The sequence below is a fragment of the Streptomyces anatolicus genome (genome assembly GCF_019400875.1).
Classification (GTDB): Bacteria; Actinomycetota; Actinomycetes; order Streptomycetales; family Streptomycetaceae; genus Streptomyces; species Streptomyces anatolicus.
Genome location: NZ_WMBF01000136.1, coordinates 1 through 14530 on the forward strand (window position 1 = coordinate 1; position 14530 = coordinate 14530).

At 72.9% G+C, this 14530-nt stretch carries 15 protein-coding genes; 13 read left to right on the forward strand and 2 right to left on the reverse strand.

Annotation, left to right across the window (positions count from 1 at the left end; genetic code table 11):
• The 4 genes from GKQ77_RS14825 to GKQ77_RS14840 all read left to right on the forward strand — a co-directional run.
• The coding region (locus GKQ77_RS14825) for a DUF6643 family protein (protein ID WP_372459881.1) at window positions 1-233 on the forward strand (233 nt) is incomplete at its 5' end.
• A gap of 91 nt (window positions 234-324) precedes the next feature.
• Window positions 325-1149, forward strand: a complete 825-nt coding sequence (locus GKQ77_RS14830) for an MOSC domain-containing protein (protein ID WP_219689226.1) — start codon at window positions 325-327, stop codon at window positions 1147-1149.
• Between the two features lie 158 nt (window positions 1150-1307).
• Window positions 1308-1913, forward strand: coding sequence for an Rv1733c family protein (locus GKQ77_RS14835; protein WP_219689228.1), 606 nt, complete (start codon window positions 1308-1310; stop codon window positions 1911-1913).
• 172 nt (window positions 1914-2085) lie between these two features.
• Window positions 2086-4491: a right-handed parallel beta-helix repeat-containing protein gene (locus tag GKQ77_RS14840; protein ID WP_219689229.1), complete on the forward strand. Its 2406-nt coding sequence runs from the start codon at window positions 2086-2088 to the stop codon at window positions 4489-4491.
• Here GKQ77_RS14840 and GKQ77_RS14845 read toward each other — a convergent pair.
• The gene (locus tag GKQ77_RS14845) at window positions 4451-6793 is read right to left on the reverse strand and encodes a hypothetical protein (RefSeq protein ID WP_219689231.1); all 2343 of its coding nucleotides are present in this window, start codon (window positions 6791-6793) and stop codon (window positions 4451-4453) included. The two genes, GKQ77_RS14840 and GKQ77_RS14845, sit on opposite strands and share 41 nt — an antisense overlap.
• Window positions 6794-7004: 211 nt before the next feature.
• On the opposite strand from GKQ77_RS14845, the gene GKQ77_RS14850 reads away from it, so the two are divergent.
• Entirely contained in the window at window positions 7005-7952 is a 948-nt protein-coding gene (locus tag GKQ77_RS14850) for a DeoR/GlpR family DNA-binding transcription regulator (protein WP_219689234.1), read from the forward strand.
• Between the two features lie 59 nt (window positions 7953-8011).
• The gene (locus GKQ77_RS14855; protein WP_219689236.1) at window positions 8012-8491 is read left to right on the forward strand and encodes an SRPBCC family protein; all 480 of its coding nucleotides are present in this window, start codon (window positions 8012-8014) and stop codon (window positions 8489-8491) included.
• Window positions 8492-8521: 30 nt separating this feature from the next.
• On the opposite strand, the gene cds1 is transcribed toward GKQ77_RS14855, so the two are convergent.
• Complete coding sequence (gene cds1, locus GKQ77_RS14860) at window positions 8522-9619, reverse strand: L-cysteine desulfhydrase Cds1 (protein WP_219689245.1); 1098 nt, start codon at window positions 9617-9619, stop codon at window positions 8522-8524.
• 355 nt (window positions 9620-9974) lie between these two features.
• On the opposite strand from cds1, the gene GKQ77_RS14865 reads away from it, so the two are divergent.
• From GKQ77_RS14865 to GKQ77_RS14895, 7 genes are all read left to right on the forward strand, one after another.
• Complete coding sequence (locus GKQ77_RS14865) at window positions 9975-10304, forward strand: hypothetical protein (RefSeq protein ID WP_219689237.1); 330 nt, start codon at window positions 9975-9977, stop codon at window positions 10302-10304.
• Between the two features lie 200 nt (window positions 10305-10504).
• A complete protein-coding gene (locus GKQ77_RS14870; protein WP_219689239.1) occupies window positions 10505-10978 on the forward strand; it encodes an ATP-binding protein in 474 nt (157 codons plus the stop codon).
• A gap of 244 nt (window positions 10979-11222) precedes the next feature.
• Window positions 11223-11810 (forward strand): TetR/AcrR family transcriptional regulator, encoded by a 588-nt coding sequence (locus GKQ77_RS14875; protein ID WP_258021350.1) that lies wholly within the window; start codon window positions 11223-11225, stop codon window positions 11808-11810.
• Window positions 11811-11821: 11 nt separating this feature from the next.
• Window positions 11822-12223, forward strand: coding sequence for a (R)-mandelonitrile lyase (locus GKQ77_RS14880; RefSeq protein ID WP_219689241.1), 402 nt, complete (start codon window positions 11822-11824; stop codon window positions 12221-12223).
• Between the two features lie 17 nt (window positions 12224-12240).
• Window positions 12241-12828 (forward strand): DUF4865 family protein, encoded by a 588-nt coding sequence (locus GKQ77_RS14885; RefSeq protein WP_219689242.1) that lies wholly within the window; start codon window positions 12241-12243, stop codon window positions 12826-12828.
• Complete coding sequence (locus GKQ77_RS14890) at window positions 12825-13748, forward strand: phosphotriesterase family protein (protein ID WP_372459883.1); 924 nt, start codon at window positions 12825-12827, stop codon at window positions 13746-13748. The genes GKQ77_RS14885 and GKQ77_RS14890 overlap by 4 nt, the downstream gene beginning before the upstream one ends.
• A 110-nt stretch (window positions 13749-13858) precedes the next feature.
• Window positions 13859-14458, forward strand: a complete 600-nt coding sequence (locus GKQ77_RS14895; RefSeq protein WP_219689244.1) for a TetR/AcrR family transcriptional regulator — start codon at window positions 13859-13861, stop codon at window positions 14456-14458.
• Window positions 14459-14530 lie beyond the last annotated feature (72 nt).

Here is a 14530-nt window from a genome sequence, read left to right on the forward strand (position 1 = left end):
CTTCCCACCACAACCCCTCCTACGGCTACAGCCAGGCCCCGCAGCCCGCACCGCTGCAGCAGGCCCCCGCGCCGTACATCCCGCAGCAGGCCGCCGGCCCGCGCGGCTACCCGGGCGCCCAACCCCAGCGGCCCGCCGCCGGCACGGGGTACGAGGCGATGCGCCCCGCGGCGCCGCGTCCCGCACCCGCGCCGTACGAGGACCCGTACAACCGCCCCTACCGGGGGTACTGATCGCCCGGTTTCGCGGGTTTCGCGGGGAGTGATCGCGGGGGACCGCTCGCCCGAGGAGATCGCTGTCGGTGGCTGCTGGCAGGATGTCCTCATGTCGAATCCAGCGCTTCGGTCGATCCACGTCCACCCGCTCAAGGCGGCCCAGGGGCACGCGCCCCGCGAGGCCGTCGTCGAGCCCTGGGGGCTCGCGGGGGACCGACGGTGGATGCTGGTCGACGAAGACGGCCGCTTCATCTCCCAACGGCCGCATCCGCGCATGGCGCTGGCCGCCGCCGAGCTGCTGCCCGGCGGCGGCCTCCGCGTGTCCGCGCCCGGCAGGAGGGCGCTGACGATCGCGGTCCCCGAGCCCGTCGAGACGGTGCCGGTGGAGATCTGGAAGGACAAGGTCGAGGCGGTGCCCGCGAGCGTCGAGGCGCACGCCTGGTTCAGCGCGCACCTCGACGTCGACGTGCGGCTCGTCCACCTCGACGACCCCGCCAAGCGCCGCCCCGTCGACCCGGCGTACGGCGAGGAGGGGGAGACGGTCAGCTTCGCGGACGGCTTTCCGCTGCTGCTCACCACGCTCTCCTCGCTCGACGCCCTCAACTCCCTGATCGCCCAGGGCGACCACGCGGACGAGGGCCCGCTGCCCATGAACCGCTTCCGGCCGAACGTGGTCGTGGACGGCACCCCGCCCTGGGCCGAGGACGACTGGAAGCGGGTGGCCATAGGCGACGTCACCTTCCGCGTCGTCAAGAAGTGCGGCCGCTGCGTCGTGACGACCACTGATCAGAACACCGCGGAGCGCGGCAAGGAGCCGCTGCGCACGCTCGCCCGCCACCGCCGCTTCGGTGACCGGCTCGTCTTCGGGCAGAATCTGGTGCCCGAGACCACCGGCGTCATCCGCGTCGGTGACGCCTTCAAGATCCTCGAATGACCGGCGTCCGGATGGGGAACTCGTTGGCGGAGCACGGACGTTGACTTCGTGGACGCGCAGCGAGGGCGACTTGGCAGGGTGGTCTCGCGCCCTCTCGCCACCCGCGCGCGGGCCGTGCCGTTCCTGGTGAAGACGGACGCGGAAGGGAGTGCGGGGCCGTGCGGGCAATCGTCGGACTCTGGCGCTGGCGGCACAATCCGCTGCGCCGCGGGACCGACCTCGCCGAGGCGTGGACGGCCCTCGCCGCCCTGGTCCTGATCGTCGTCGCCGCCCCCGTCATCGGCACGCTCACCACCGACCTCTCGCGGGACGCCCTGCTCACCTCGGTGCGGGAGCAGCGCGAGGCCCGCCACGCGACCGTCGGCACGGTCCTGCGGAAGCTCTCCTCTCCCCCGCTCGACCCCGACCCCGAGACCTCGTCTGCGCGTGACGCCCACCGCCGTGTGCTCGCGCGCTGGACGGCCCCGGACGGCACCGACCGCTCAGGAGTCGTCATGGCCCGGCTCGACACCCCGCGCCCCGGCGACCGCTTCAAGCTGTGGACCGACGAGCGTGGCCGTGTCGTCGGCCGCCCGCTGGACACCGCCACGGCGACCACACACGCGGCCCTCGCCGGATTCGGCGCGGCCGCGGCGAGCGTCGCGCTGATCGAGGGCACCCGCAGGATCGTCCTGTGGCGCATCGAGCGTGGCCGTCATGCCCGCCTGGACCAGGCGTGGGCCAAGGCGGGCCCCGACTGGGGCAGGACCGGCGCCGGCTCCTGACCCGCCGCGCGGCGGCCCCCCAAAGGCGAGAGCCTGGCGATCGGGTCAACTCGCCCTGCTCACGCGCGCTACGGTGGACCGGCCGAACTCTTCGGCTCCTTGCGCGGCGATGCGGCACATCGCGCACCCGGCGCAAGACCCGCGTACGACGAGGTGGGGGCAGAGCAACTCCATGGCACAGGGCACGGTCCAGGTGACGCACACCGGCACGTCGCGGTGGCGGCGCCGCACCGGCGAGTACGCCTCGCTCGCCGCTGCCTTGGAGGCCGCGAGCGACGGCGACATACTGACCGTCGCCCCGGGCACCTACCGCGAGAACCTCGTCGTCCAGCGCGCGGTGACCCTGCGCGGCCCCGAGGGCTCCGCCGGTTCGGTGCGCATCGCCCCGTCCGAGGGGGTGCCGCTCACCGTGCGCGCGTCCGCCGTCGTACAGGACCTGCACGTCGAGGGGCAGGACTCGTCCGCGCCCGCGCTGCTCGTCGAGGACGGCGCCCCGGAGCTGGCCGACATCCGTGTCGTGACCCGCTCCGCGGCGGGCATAGAGGTCCGCGGCGGCGCCCGTCCGACGGTGCGCCGCTGCACCGTCGACAACCCCGGCGGCATCGGCATCGCGGTGCTCGACGGCGGCGGCGGTGTCTTCGAGGAGTGCGAGATCGTCGCGGCCGGCCAGTCCGGCATCGCGGTGCGCGGCGGGGCCCACCCCCGTCTGGAGCGCTGCCGGGTGCACCACGCCTCGGGCGCCGGGCTCTCGGTGACCGGCGAGCACAGCGGTCTGGAGGCCATCGGCTGCGAGGTGTACGAGGTCAAGGGCGCGGGCGTCCACATCACCGGGCGGGCTTCGGCGCATCTGACCGACTGCGACGTGCACCGCACCATCTCCGACGGCATCACGCTCGACACGGACGCCGTCCTGACGCTGGCCGACTGCCGCATCCACGACATCCCGGAGAACGCGATCGACCTGCGCTCGCGCTCCGTGCTCACGCTGACCCGCTCCACGGTCCACCGCTTCGGGCGCAACGGCCTGTCGGTGTGGGACCCGGGCACGCGCGTGGACGCCAACCAGTGCGAGATCCACGACAGTACGGGCGACTATCCGGCGGTGTGGGTCAGCGACGGCGCGACGGCCGTCCTCGAGTCGTGCCGGGTGCGGGACGTGCCGGACGCGCTGTTCGTCCTGGACCGGGGTTCGCGCGCCGACGTCGTCGACAGCGACCTCTCCCAGGTGCGCAACACGGCGGTGTCGGTGAGCGACGGCGCGACCGCTCAGCTCGACGACTGCCGCATCCGCGAGGCGGCCACGGGCGCGTGGTTCCGCGACCACGGCAGCGGCGGCACCCTCGCCAACTGCACGATCGACGCCGTCCAGACGGGCGTGATCGTCACCAAGGGCGCGGACCCCACCATCGAGCGCTGCACGGTCACCTCCCCCGCCGAGGCCGGTTTCTACGTCTCCGCGGGCGGCCGGGGCGGCTTCCACGGCTGCCGGGTGAGCGGCAGCGGCGGTTACGGCTTCCACGTCATCGACGGTTGTCGTACGACGCTGAAGAAGTGCCGCACGGAGCGGTGCGCGCGCGGCGGCTTCGAGTTCTCCGAGGAGGGACCGCTCGTCGAGGAGTGCACGAGCGACGAGAGCGGCGGCCCGCGCGCCCCGGGGGCGGCGCCGCTGGAGGCGCCCGCCGTGCAGACGGCCACGCAGACCGCGGGGCTGCTCGGCTCGGTCCCCGCGCAGGCGCCGCCCCGGCCCGCGGCGCCCGAGGTGACCGCCCGCGCCTCCAAGGAAGTACTCGGCGAACTCGACGCGCTGGTCGGCCTGGACAGCGTCAAGCGGGAGGTGCGCGCCCTCACCGACATGATCGAGGTGGGCAGGCGCAGGCAGCAGGCCGGGCTCAAGGCCGCGTCCGTCCGCCGCCATCTGGTCTTCACGGGCTCGCCGGGCACGGGCAAGACGACCGTCGCACGGCTCTACGGCGAGATCCTCGCCTCGCTCGGCGTTCTGGAAAGCGGCCACCTTGTGGAGGTCTCGCGCGTCGATCTGGTCGGCGAGCACATCGGCTCGACGGCGATCCGCACCCAGGAGGCCTTCGACCGGGCGCGCGGCGGTGTGCTCTTCATCGACGAGGCGTACGCCCTCTCCCCCGAGGACTCCGGGCGCGACTTCGGCCGCGAGGCCATCGATACGCTGGTGAAGCTGATGGAGGACCACCGCGAGGCCGTGGTGGTGATCGTGGCGGGTTACACCGAGGAGATGCGGCGCTTCCTCTCCGTCAACCCGGGCGTGGCGTCCCGCTTCTCGCGGACCATCACCTTCAGCGACTACGCCCCCGAGGAATTGCTGCGGATCGTCGAACAGCAGGCCGAGGAGCATGAGTACCGCCTGGGCACGGGGACCGGCGAGGCGCTCTTGAAGTACTTCACGGCGCTTCCGAAGGGCCCGGCGTTCGGCAACGGCCGCACCGCGCGGCAGACCTTCGAGGCGATGGTGGAGCGGCACGCGGGCCGGGTCGCCCAGCTGCCCGAGCCGAGCACGGACGATCTCACCCTGCTGTATCCGGAGGATCTGCCGGAGCTGGTGTGACCGCTTCCGTGGCCGCGGGCCGCGGGGAGGGCACGACCGCCTTGAGGCGGGCGAGGAGGCGGGCGCGTTCCTCCGCGAAAGCGGGGTCGGCCTGGTAGTCCCCGTGGCCGTGGATGGGTGCCGGGAGCGGGTGGGCCTCCGTACGGCCGTAGGCGAGCGGGTCCTTGAGGGCGGCGCGGTCGACCTGTGGGCCGCAGTCGCCGCGGAGGTTGATGGGGCCGCCTATCGGGTCGGTGGGCCGGTGCAGATTGCGCCAGCAGTCGACCTCGCGGTGCAGGGAGGTGAGCGCGGCGGGGCCGAAGTGGGCGGGGAACCAGCGGCCGTAGAGGCGCTCCAGGGGTGAGCCGTAGGTCAGCAGGGCGACGCGCCTGCGGACCGAGGGGCGCAGCTGCCAGGCGGCGGCCGCCGCGAGGACGCTGCCCTGGGAGTGCCCGGAGATGACGAGGCGTCCGCCGGTGGCGCTGGTGGCGCGGGTCCAGGCGGCCATGCGCCAGGTCAGGTCGGGGACCGCGCGCTCGGCGTAGCAGGGCGGTGCGAAGGGATGGGCGGCGCGCGGCCAGAACGTGCCGACATCCCACAGGATGCCGATGGTGCGCCGGGCCGACGCGTCCTTGTAGGCGCGGCGGCCCCAGGTGACGAAGAGTATGAAGCCGAAGCCGATCAGCCAGGAGCCCAGTGCCTGGGACGTCTCCCCGGCGCCTTCCACGATGTCGGGGGTGCCCTGCACCGCTTTCGCGGGGACCTTCTCCGTCAGCCACGCGCCGGCGAGGGCTCCCGCGCCGAGCAGCAGGGTGACGGCGGAGATGATGCCGACGAGCAGGGGGGCGCGGTCGGTGAGGGCGGCACGCGCGCGTGTCCCCGCGATGCGGCGGGTGCGCGCGGAGTCCTTGGGCTCGCCGGGGTAGTCGAGCAGCACCTTCGTCATCTCGCGGCGCTTGCGCTGGAGGGTGCGCAGACCGAGCCAGCCGCACAGGACGGCGACCACGACCAGGAGCGGCGGGATCACGGACGCCTGCCAGGTGAGCAGCACGGGCGGTCCGTCGATCGAGCCCTGGGTGCCGTCGAGCCAGTCGGCCACGCGCTGTGCGCCGCCGCCGGACATCACCCCGCCGAGCGCGCAGGCGAGCATGGCGACGGCGGGGCCGCCGAGGCCCCGGATGGCGGTGCGGGCGTCGGGCGAGGTGCGGTAGAGGCAGTGCGCCGCCACCGCGAGGGCGATGACCAGCAGGCCCTGGACGAGCGCGATGCCGCCGAAGGTCGCGTCGCCGGGCAGCCTGCCCTCGGACCGCCAGCCGGGGCGGGACCAGCCCGCGTACAGGAAGGTCAGGACGAGCAGGGCGAGCGCGGCGAGGGGGAGCCCGCGCACGAGGGCCCGGTCGAGCTTGCGGTCGAGTCTGCGTTCACTGCGCCCCCTGCGGCACACCACCCAGACGACGGCTCCCCCGCCAAGGACGAGCGTCAGGACGAGGGCCCAGCCGAGGAGGTCGAGGAGCGCGGGGCCTCCGGGGCGCCGGTCGTGCCGCGCGGCCGAGGCGCCGACCGCCGCGGCGACGGTGAGCAGCCCCGCGGCGGTGTGGGCGGCGCGCAGCCGGGCGACGAGGCGGCGGCCGTACCAGAATCCGGGCCTGCCGAGCGCGGTGCGGGTCGTCTCCTCCTCCTCGGCGTCGAGTTGGTGGGGCAGCGGCTGCTGGGACTCGTACGCACTCCAGGTGCGGTGGGAGAGGTACCAGAGCAGGCCGGTGAGGGCGGCGGGCAGCAGGGCCGCGAGGGCGAGCCTGCGGCCGGGCTGTGACCACCAGCCGCCGTGCCCCGCCTCGTCGGCCGCGAGGAAGCCGAGCCAGGCGCGGTCGGCGGCGCACTCGGGGGTGCCCGCGCACTGCCAGGCCATGAGGTCGAGCGCGACCTCGCACGCGGCGGCGACGAGCAGCACGGTGAGGGTGAGTCCGGTCAGCCGGACCAGGAGGCCGTAGGTGCGGACGAGGGGCCGGCGGTGGCGGGAGATGGGGCGCATCCAGTGGGCGAGGTTGACGACCATGAAGGGCAGCAGCAGGAGCCACAGGGCGCGGGAGCCGTTGCCTGAGGTGAGGTTGCACCAGACGTACGCCTCGGGGACCGGTTTGCCTCGGTAGTCGTCGGGGCGCCGCTCGGCGTCGGCGTCCTCGGTGCGGCGGAAGACGGCCGCCGTGTCGTCGCCGGAGATCCTGACGGTCCGCGGATCGCCCAGCATCTGGTCCGGTGTGGTGCCCCCCACTCCGTGGACCAGTAGTTCCAGGGCGGTCTCGTCCTGCGTCGCACGCTCCACTGTTGGCTTCCCCCGAGATGTGCGTGGTGTGGGCACAAGGATCTCGGCTCGCGGGTCCCCGCGCACCCCTCGTTACGTAATCTCCCCCTTCCGGGGCGGGCGCGAACCGCGCGCGGGTGGTGGCACGGGCGTCAGTGGCACATGCGAGGATGAGGCCGTGTGCGCCGGACGGGCGCTGAGGGTGTGCAGTGGCGGAGCGGAAGGGCCGGGCGTGAGTGAGAGTCAGAATCTTCTCGCCGAGCAGCGCCGCGCCCTGATCCTCGACGAGGTGCGCCGCCGGGGCGGGGTCAGGGTCAATGAACTGACCCGGAAGCTGGGCGTCTCCGACATGACCGTGCGCCGCGATCTCGACGCGCTGGCCCGCCAGGGTGTCCTGGAGAAGGTGCACGGCGGCGCGGTGCCGGTCGTCGAGGCGAGCACGCACGAGCCGGGGTTCGAGGCGAAGTCGGGCCTGGAGCCGACCGCCAAGGAGGACATCGCGCGGGCGGCGGCGGCGCTGGTGGCGCCGGGCTCGGCGATCGCGCTGTCGGGCGGCACGACGACGTACGCACTCGCGCACCACCTCCTGGACGTGCCGGATCTCACGGTGGTGACGAACTCGGTGCGGGTCGCGGATGTCTTCCACTCCGCGCAGCGCGGCTCCGGGCAGCGGCAGGGCGCGGCGACGGTCGTGCTGACCGGCGGAGTGCGCACCCCGTCGGACTCGCTGGTGGGGCCGGTCGCGGATCAGGCGATCGGCTCGCTCCACTTCGACGTGCTCTTCCTCGGCGTGCACGGCATATCGCCGGAGGCCGGTCTGTCGACGCCGAATCTGGCCGAGGCGGAGACGAACCGCCGCCTGGTGCAGTCGGCGCGGCGCGTGGTCGTGGTCGCCGACCACACCAAGTGGGGCACGGTGGGCCTCAGTTCGTTCGCGACGCTCTCGCAGGTCGACACGCTGGTGACGGACGCGGGGCTGCCCGCGGAGGCGCGTGCGGAGATCTCCGAGCATCTGGACCGGCTCGTGGTGGCGGGTGAGCGCGAGGAGGGCGACGGCGACGCGGCGAGCCTCGCCGCCGGGGAGCGCGACGACTCCATCACCTCCGGTGCCTTCAGTGACTCCGGCGACTCCGGCGACTCCCGCGGTTCCGGGCAGCACGAGGACTCCGCAGACATCTGACGGCCTGCCAGCTATGGTGACCATGCCCGGTCAACTACTCCGCTGGGGGGCAGAGTGCGATGACACGCCGACTGAGCCCTGTGGGGCTCGAGTTCATCGAGTCCGCCGCGCTGCGCCTCGTATTCGCGCGCGAGATGAGCGCCCCGCCCGAAGCGGTCTACCGCGCCCTCGCCGACGACGTGATGGGCTGGCCCACGTGGTTCGCTGCGGTCACCCGGTGCCGCCCGACCGACGGCGGCAAGGGCCGGGAGGTCCTGCTCAAGGGCGGTACGCGCTTTCGGGAGACGATCCTCGCGGCCGACGAACCGACGCGGTACGCGTACCGCGTCGACGAGACGAACGCGCCGGGCCCGCGCGCCCTCGTCGAGGAGTGGCGGCTCTCCCCCGCCGGGACCGGCACGCACGTGCGGTGGACGTTCGCCGCCGAAGGCGCCCTCGCCTTCCGGCTCTCGATGCGGATCGGCCGCGCGGGGCTCGGCCGGGCCTTCCGCGACGCCGTCACGGCGCTGGACCGGCGGCTCACGGACACCAAGGCGTGACGGCCGCCCGGGCCTACCTGCGCTCCGGGCTTACTTGGGCCACGCCCCCGTGGCCAGGAGCGTGTCGATGGCCTCCGCGTACGGCGTGATGTCCATGCCCTGTTCGGCCAGCCAGGCGTCGGAGTAGTACTTGTCCAGATAGCGGTCGCCCGGATCGCAGAGGAGGGTGACGACGCTCCCCGTGCGGCCCGCGGCCACCATCTCGGCGACGATCTTCAGGGCGCTCCACAGGCCGGTGCCGGTCGAGCCGCCCGCCTTGCGGCCGATGGCCTGCTCCAGGGCGCGCACGGCGGCGACGGACGCCGCGTCCGGCACCTTCATCATGCGGTCGATGGCGCCGGGCACGAAGCTCGGTTCCATGCGGGGGCGGCCGATGCCCTCGATGCGGGAGCCGCAGTCGCTCGTCGCCTCCGGGTCGTGCTTCGTCCAGCCGTCGAAGAAACAGGAGTTCTCCGGGTCGGCGACGCAGATGCGGGTGTCGTGCTGCATGTAGTGGACGTAGCGCGCGATGGTCGCCGAGGTGCCGCCGGTGCCGGCCGTGGCGACGATCCACGCGGGCTCGGGGTAGCGCTCCAACCTCAGCTGCTGGTAGATCGATTCGGCGATGTTGTTGTTGCCCCGCCAGTCGGTGGCCCGCTCCGCGTACGTGAACTGGTCCATGTAGTGGCCGCCGGTCTCGACGGCGAGGGCGGCCGACTCGGCGTACATCGTGCGCGAGTCGTCCACGAAGTGGCACCGCCCGCCGTGGAATTCGATCAGCCGGATCTTCTCCGTGCTCGTCGTGCGCGGCATGACCGCGATGAAGGGCACCCCGATCAGCTTCGCGAAGTACGCCTCGGAGACGGCCGTGGAGCCGCTGGAGGCCTCGATGACCGGACGGTCCGGCCTGATCCAGCCGTTGCACAGGCCGTAGAGGAAGAGCGAGCGGGCCAGGCGGTGCTTGAGGCTGCCGGTCGGGTGCGTCGACTCGTCCTTGAGGTACAAGTCGATGCCCCACAGCTCGGGGAGCGGGAAGCGCAGCAGATGGGTGTCGGCCGAGCGGTTGGCGTCGGCCTGGACCTTGCGGACGGCTTCTTTGAGCCAGCCGCGGTACTCCTCGTCGCTGTGGTCGACGTCGAGCGTGGGCATCGGCTCGTCGGCCCGGTCCTGGGAGGCGCGCACGGCGGCCCGGTCCTGTGGGGCGCTCACGGCCGCTCGATCCTGCTGTGGGGTGCTCACGGCGGGGCTCCTTCGCGTCGTGCCGGACGCGATTCGACGCGGCCGTACCCCTCGATCTTAAACACCTCTCGCACGCCCCCTACCTGCATAAACACACCTTTGGGAAGCCCAAAGCCACCGCTGGCGCAGTGGGTGGGAGGGCCCTTCGGGGGCGGACGTCCCCGGGCGTACTGGTGTTGGACGCCGCGTGCGTGCAAACTGCACCGCAAGGGGCACCTGTCCCGACATGAGCGATTCACCGAAGCGCACAAGGGGGCGGAACGTCATGGCGGAGCCGGAGTTCACGGCCACGGGCGTGCGGATCGGGCGGCGTCTGCGCTCCCTCACCCGGGCCGGGCAGGTCCGTATCGCCGACGGCAGGCTGGAGTTGCTCACCAGTTACGGCAAGGAGATCGACAGCGCGCCGGTGCAGGCGGTGCGCACGGGCAAGCCGTGGTTCGCCGCGGACGACCATGCGCTCGCCGAAGTGAACGGCAGGCGGTACCGGCTCACGCTGGCCGAGCGCGAACCGGGGCCCGGACAGGGTGGTCCGCCGACCGTACGCAGGTTCATCGAGGCCGTGCGCAGGGCCGGGGAGCGGCGGCGGCGCGGCTGAACGGCGGGAGCGTGAGGGCGCGCGCGAGTTGCAGGGCCGCGCCCCCTGGGTCACGCTGGTCTCACATCACTCTGGGTTTACCGGCGATGACGCTGAAGAACCAGCCCGCCGCCGGCCACGCAGCAGGCGGCAGACCACGCGGCCCCCTGCTCGATCCGAACGTCGTCTTCTTCCGGACCTCAATTCGGGGAGTCGCAGCCGTGATCAGCCAACCGAGCAGGCATTGCACGGTAGAGCTCCAAGCTCTGCCGTCGCGGATCCGCCAGGTCCGCAGAATCGTCTCTGCGCAGTTGCGCTACTGGCATCTCGATCCCTTGATAGACCAGGCAGCCCTCGGCGTGACCGAGTTGCTCAGCAACGTCCACCGGCACGCCGAGCCCGACAAGGAGTGCACCGTCGAGATCGAGCTGTTGCTCGACCGTCTCACGGTCTCCGTCCACGACCACGACCCTCGGCTGCCCGAGGTCCACGACGCGGATCCCTTCGACACGTGTGGCCGCGGCCTCGCGATGGTCGCGGCGGTCAGCGAGAGTTGGGGCGTGTGCCCGCAGGGTGACGCGGGCAAGACGGTGTGGTTCACGCTCCCCGCACCGGCCCCCTCGGCGACCGTGCCGTCGTACCCCGTGTACGACGCGGTCGCGAAGACTCCCGCCCGGTCGGCCGTTGCCGGCTGACCGGGCGGTGACGTTCCACGGTGCGCCTCGGGCGGCGGGGAGCGGGGCGCGCCGTCTCGAACGCCCGCCGTCCGTGCCGCCCGGGGAGCGGGGCGCGGGCCCGCCACGGTTCCCGCGGCCGGGCCCACCCGTGCGACCACCGCGAGCCGCGCCGACGGAACGGCGAAGGTGAGCGTAGTGGGCGCTGCTCTTGCCGTACCACCCTTCGCCTCCCTCTGTACCTACTAGTATGTACACTCTCCCCATGAGCACTCCGGAGCGCCTGATCGAGTCCACGCGCGAGCTGCTGTGGGAGCGGGGCTATGTCGGTACGAGCCCCAAGGCGATCCAGCAGCACGCGGGCGCGGGCCAGGGCAGCATGTACCACCACTTCACCGGCAAGCCCGACCTCGCGCTCGCCGCGATCCGGCGTACCGCCGAGCAGATGCGGGCCACGGCCGAGGCCGTGCTCGGCGGCACCGGACCGGCGTACGCGCGCATCGAGGCATATCTGCTGCGCGAGCGCGACGTGTTGAGGGGCTGCCCGGTCGGGCGGCTCACGATGGATCCGGACGTGATCGCCAGCGACGAGCTGCGCGCGCCCGTCACCGGGACCCTCGACTGGCTGCGCGACCGGCTCGCCGGGATCGTGGAAGAGGGCGTCGCCCAGGGCGAGTTCACGGCCGGACTCGACTCTCGGGAGATCGCCTCGGCGATCGTCGCGACGGTGCAGGGCGGCTATGTCCTGGCCCGCTCCGCCGGCTCACCGGCCGCTTTCGACGCGGCGGTGCGCGGCCTGCTCGCGCTGCTCGGCGCCGCCCGCTCCGCCGCTCCCCGCACCACCACTTCGTAAGGATGCGTACGTTGCACATCACCCGCAGCCGGCCGGACACCAGGCCGGGTCCCGCCGAACACTTCACCGGCACGGTCTGGCTCGACGAGATAGCCGCGCCCGAAGCTCCTTCCCGGCTACGCGTGTTCAGCGTCCACTTCGCCCCGGGCGCCCGCACCGCCTGGCACCGCCATCCGCACGGCCAGGTGCTGTATGTCACCGAGGGTGAGGGGGTCGTGCAGCGCGAGGGAGGCGCCGTCGAGCCGATCCGGGCGGGCGACACGGTCTGGATCGAGCCCTCAGAGACGCACTGGCACGGGGCGGGGCCGCGCACGTTCATGACGCATCTCGCCGTGGTCGAGGCGGACGAGGACGGGACGACCGCCGACTGGGGCCCGCTGGTCGACGCCGGAACCTACCTCAACTGCCCCTGACGCCACGGGAGTACGCGATGCACGCGATGCAGTACGAGATCACCCTGCCCGCCGACTACGACATGGGCGTCATCCGCCACCGCGTCGAGTCGAAGGGGCACCTTCTGGACGCGTTCCCCGGACTCGGCTTCAAGGCCTATTTGATGCGCGAACGCGGCAGGGACGGCTCGCCCGTCAACCAGTACGCGCCGTTCTACCTCTGGAACACCCCGGCGGGCATGAACGCCTTCCTCTGGGGGCCCGGCTTCCAGGGGCTCGTGAACGACTTCGGGCGGCCGGTGGTCCAGCACTGGCCGGCCCTCGCGTACGAGGAGTCGGCCACGCCCGCGCTCACGCCGAGGGTGGCGCTGCGCCACCGCCGGAGCATCCCCGAGGGGACGCCGCTTCCCGAACTCGCCGAGGAACTGGCCCGCACGACAGTGGAGTTGGTGAAGGAGGGCGAAGCATTGAGTGCGGTCGCCGCCGTCGATCCCCGGACCTGGGAAGTGGTGCACTTCTCGCTCTGGGAGCACGAGGTGCCCGACGGGCGGCCGGGGGATGTCTTCCAGGTGCTGCATCTGTCGACGCCCGAGCGCGACCGGCTGGCGCAGGGGCGGCAGTGGTGACCTCCGCCCCCGAGAAGGTCCGTACGGTTCTCGGCGACATCAATCCGGCGGATCTCGGGGTCTGCGACGCCCATGACCACCTCTTCCTGCGCAGCCCTCAACTCCCCGGCCAGGAGCTGGACTCGGTCGATGCGGCGGCCGAGGAGCTGGCGGCGTTCCGCGCGGCGGGCGGGGTGAGCGTGGTGCAGTGGACGCCGCACGGGATGGGGCGGCACGCGGAGCGGCTTCCGGAGCTGTCGGGGGCGACGGGCGTACGGATCGTCGCCGCGACCGGGTTGCACCAAGCCGCCCACTACACACCGGAGTCGCTGGAGCGGCTGCGCGCACAGGGGCTCGCGGAGCTGTTCGTCCGTGAACTCACCGAAGGCATCGGGCACTCCGGTGTGCGGGCCGGGCTGATCAAGGTGGCGGGAGGCTTTCACGGGCTCGACGGCCACGCCCGCTGGACGATGACCGCCGCGGCCGAGGCGCACCGCGCGACGGGCGCCCCGATCGCCGTCCATCTGGAGCTCGGCACCGCCGCGCTGGACGTACTCGACCTGCTCTGCGGGGAGTTGGCGGTGGCCCCGCACCGGGTGATCCTCGGCCACCTCAACCGCTTCCCCGACCTCGCCCTCCACCACCAGGCCGCCGAGGCGGGCGCCCTCCTGGCCTTCGACGGGCCTTCCCGCGCCCACCACGCCACGGACTGGCGCATGCCGGACGCGGTGCGCTCCCTCGCCGACGCGGGGTTCGGGGACCGCCTGCTCCTGGGCGGCGACACGACGACGGCCGGGGCCCGGTCCGTGTGCGGCGGACCGGGCATGCCGCATCTGCTGCGCGGAGTGCGGCCACGGCTCGAACGCGCGGTGGGCGCGGAGCTGACCGAGCTGATGCTCACGGTCAACGCGGGGCGGGCGTTCGGGGTGGCCTGGAGATAGGCCCCGGTGGAGCGAGCCCGGATCCGGGCGAGGGCACCGGGCAAGGGCACCGGGCGAGGGCATCCTCGTACGTATTGCACTGCTCGTTCCAAAACCTGTACGGTTTCCCCATGGCGCGACCGAGGACTTTCGACGAGGAGCGGGCCCTGGACGCGGCGATGCACGCCTTCTGGGCGAACGGCTACGAGGCCACATCGACCCAGGACCTGTGCGAGGCCACGGGCCTGGGCCGCAGCAGCATCTACAACACGTTCAGCAGCAAGCACGACCTGTTCCGGCGCGCGCTCGCCCGCTACATGGAGACCATGAACGCGACGCAGATCGAGATCCTGGAGGACGTGGAGCGTACGGGCATCGAGCGCGTCAGGGCGCTGCTCGCCCGCATCATCGAGGGCGAGTTCGAGCACCGCGATGACGGGCACAGCATCGGCTGCCTCACCGTGAACACCACCGTCGAACTCGCCGCGCGCGACCCCGAGGCGGCGGCGATGCTGGAGCGGGACCTCGCGACGCGGCTCACCATGCTGCGCACCGCGATCCGCTCCGGGCAGCGGGACGGCGACATCACGGCCGGGCGGGACGCGCAGACCCTCGCCCGGTACGTGAACGCCGTCATCGGCGGTATGCGGATCTCCGCGCAGGGCGGTGCCGACCGGGCCACCCTGGAGGCCATTGCCGACACGGCGCTCGACGCTCTGGCGGCCCGGTAGCCGCCGCGCGCCGTCGCCACGGTTGGCGCGGGCGCCACTCCCCCGTGGCCCCCCCCCCGCAGCCTCCAGCAG

Bases quoted from the DNA above. Each gene is read 5' to 3' on its own strand.
- GKQ77_RS14830 (WP_219689226.1), top strand. From the start codon at position 325: ATGTCGAATCCAGCGCTTCGGTCGATCCACGTCCACCCGCTCAAGGCG.
- GKQ77_RS14840 (WP_219689229.1), top strand. From the start codon at position 2,086: ATGGCACAGGGCACGGTCCAGGTGACGCACACCGGCACGTCGCGGTGG.
- GKQ77_RS14855 (WP_219689236.1), top strand. From the start codon at position 8,012: ATGACACGCCGACTGAGCCCTGTGGGGCTCGAGTTCATCGAGTCCGCC.
- cds1 (WP_219689245.1), bottom strand. From the start codon at position 9,619: ATGCCCACGCTCGACGTCGACCACAGCGACGAGGAGTACCGCGGCTGG.
- GKQ77_RS14865 (WP_219689237.1), top strand. From the start codon at position 9,975: ATGGCGGAGCCGGAGTTCACGGCCACGGGCGTGCGGATCGGGCGGCGT.
- GKQ77_RS14875 (WP_258021350.1), top strand. From the start codon at position 11,223: ATGAGCACTCCGGAGCGCCTGATCGAGTCCACGCGCGAGCTGCTGTGG.
- GKQ77_RS14885 (WP_219689242.1), top strand. From the start codon at position 12,241: ATGCACGCGATGCAGTACGAGATCACCCTGCCCGCCGACTACGACATG.
- GKQ77_RS14895 (WP_219689244.1), top strand. From the start codon at position 13,859: ATGGCGCGACCGAGGACTTTCGACGAGGAGCGGGCCCTGGACGCGGCG.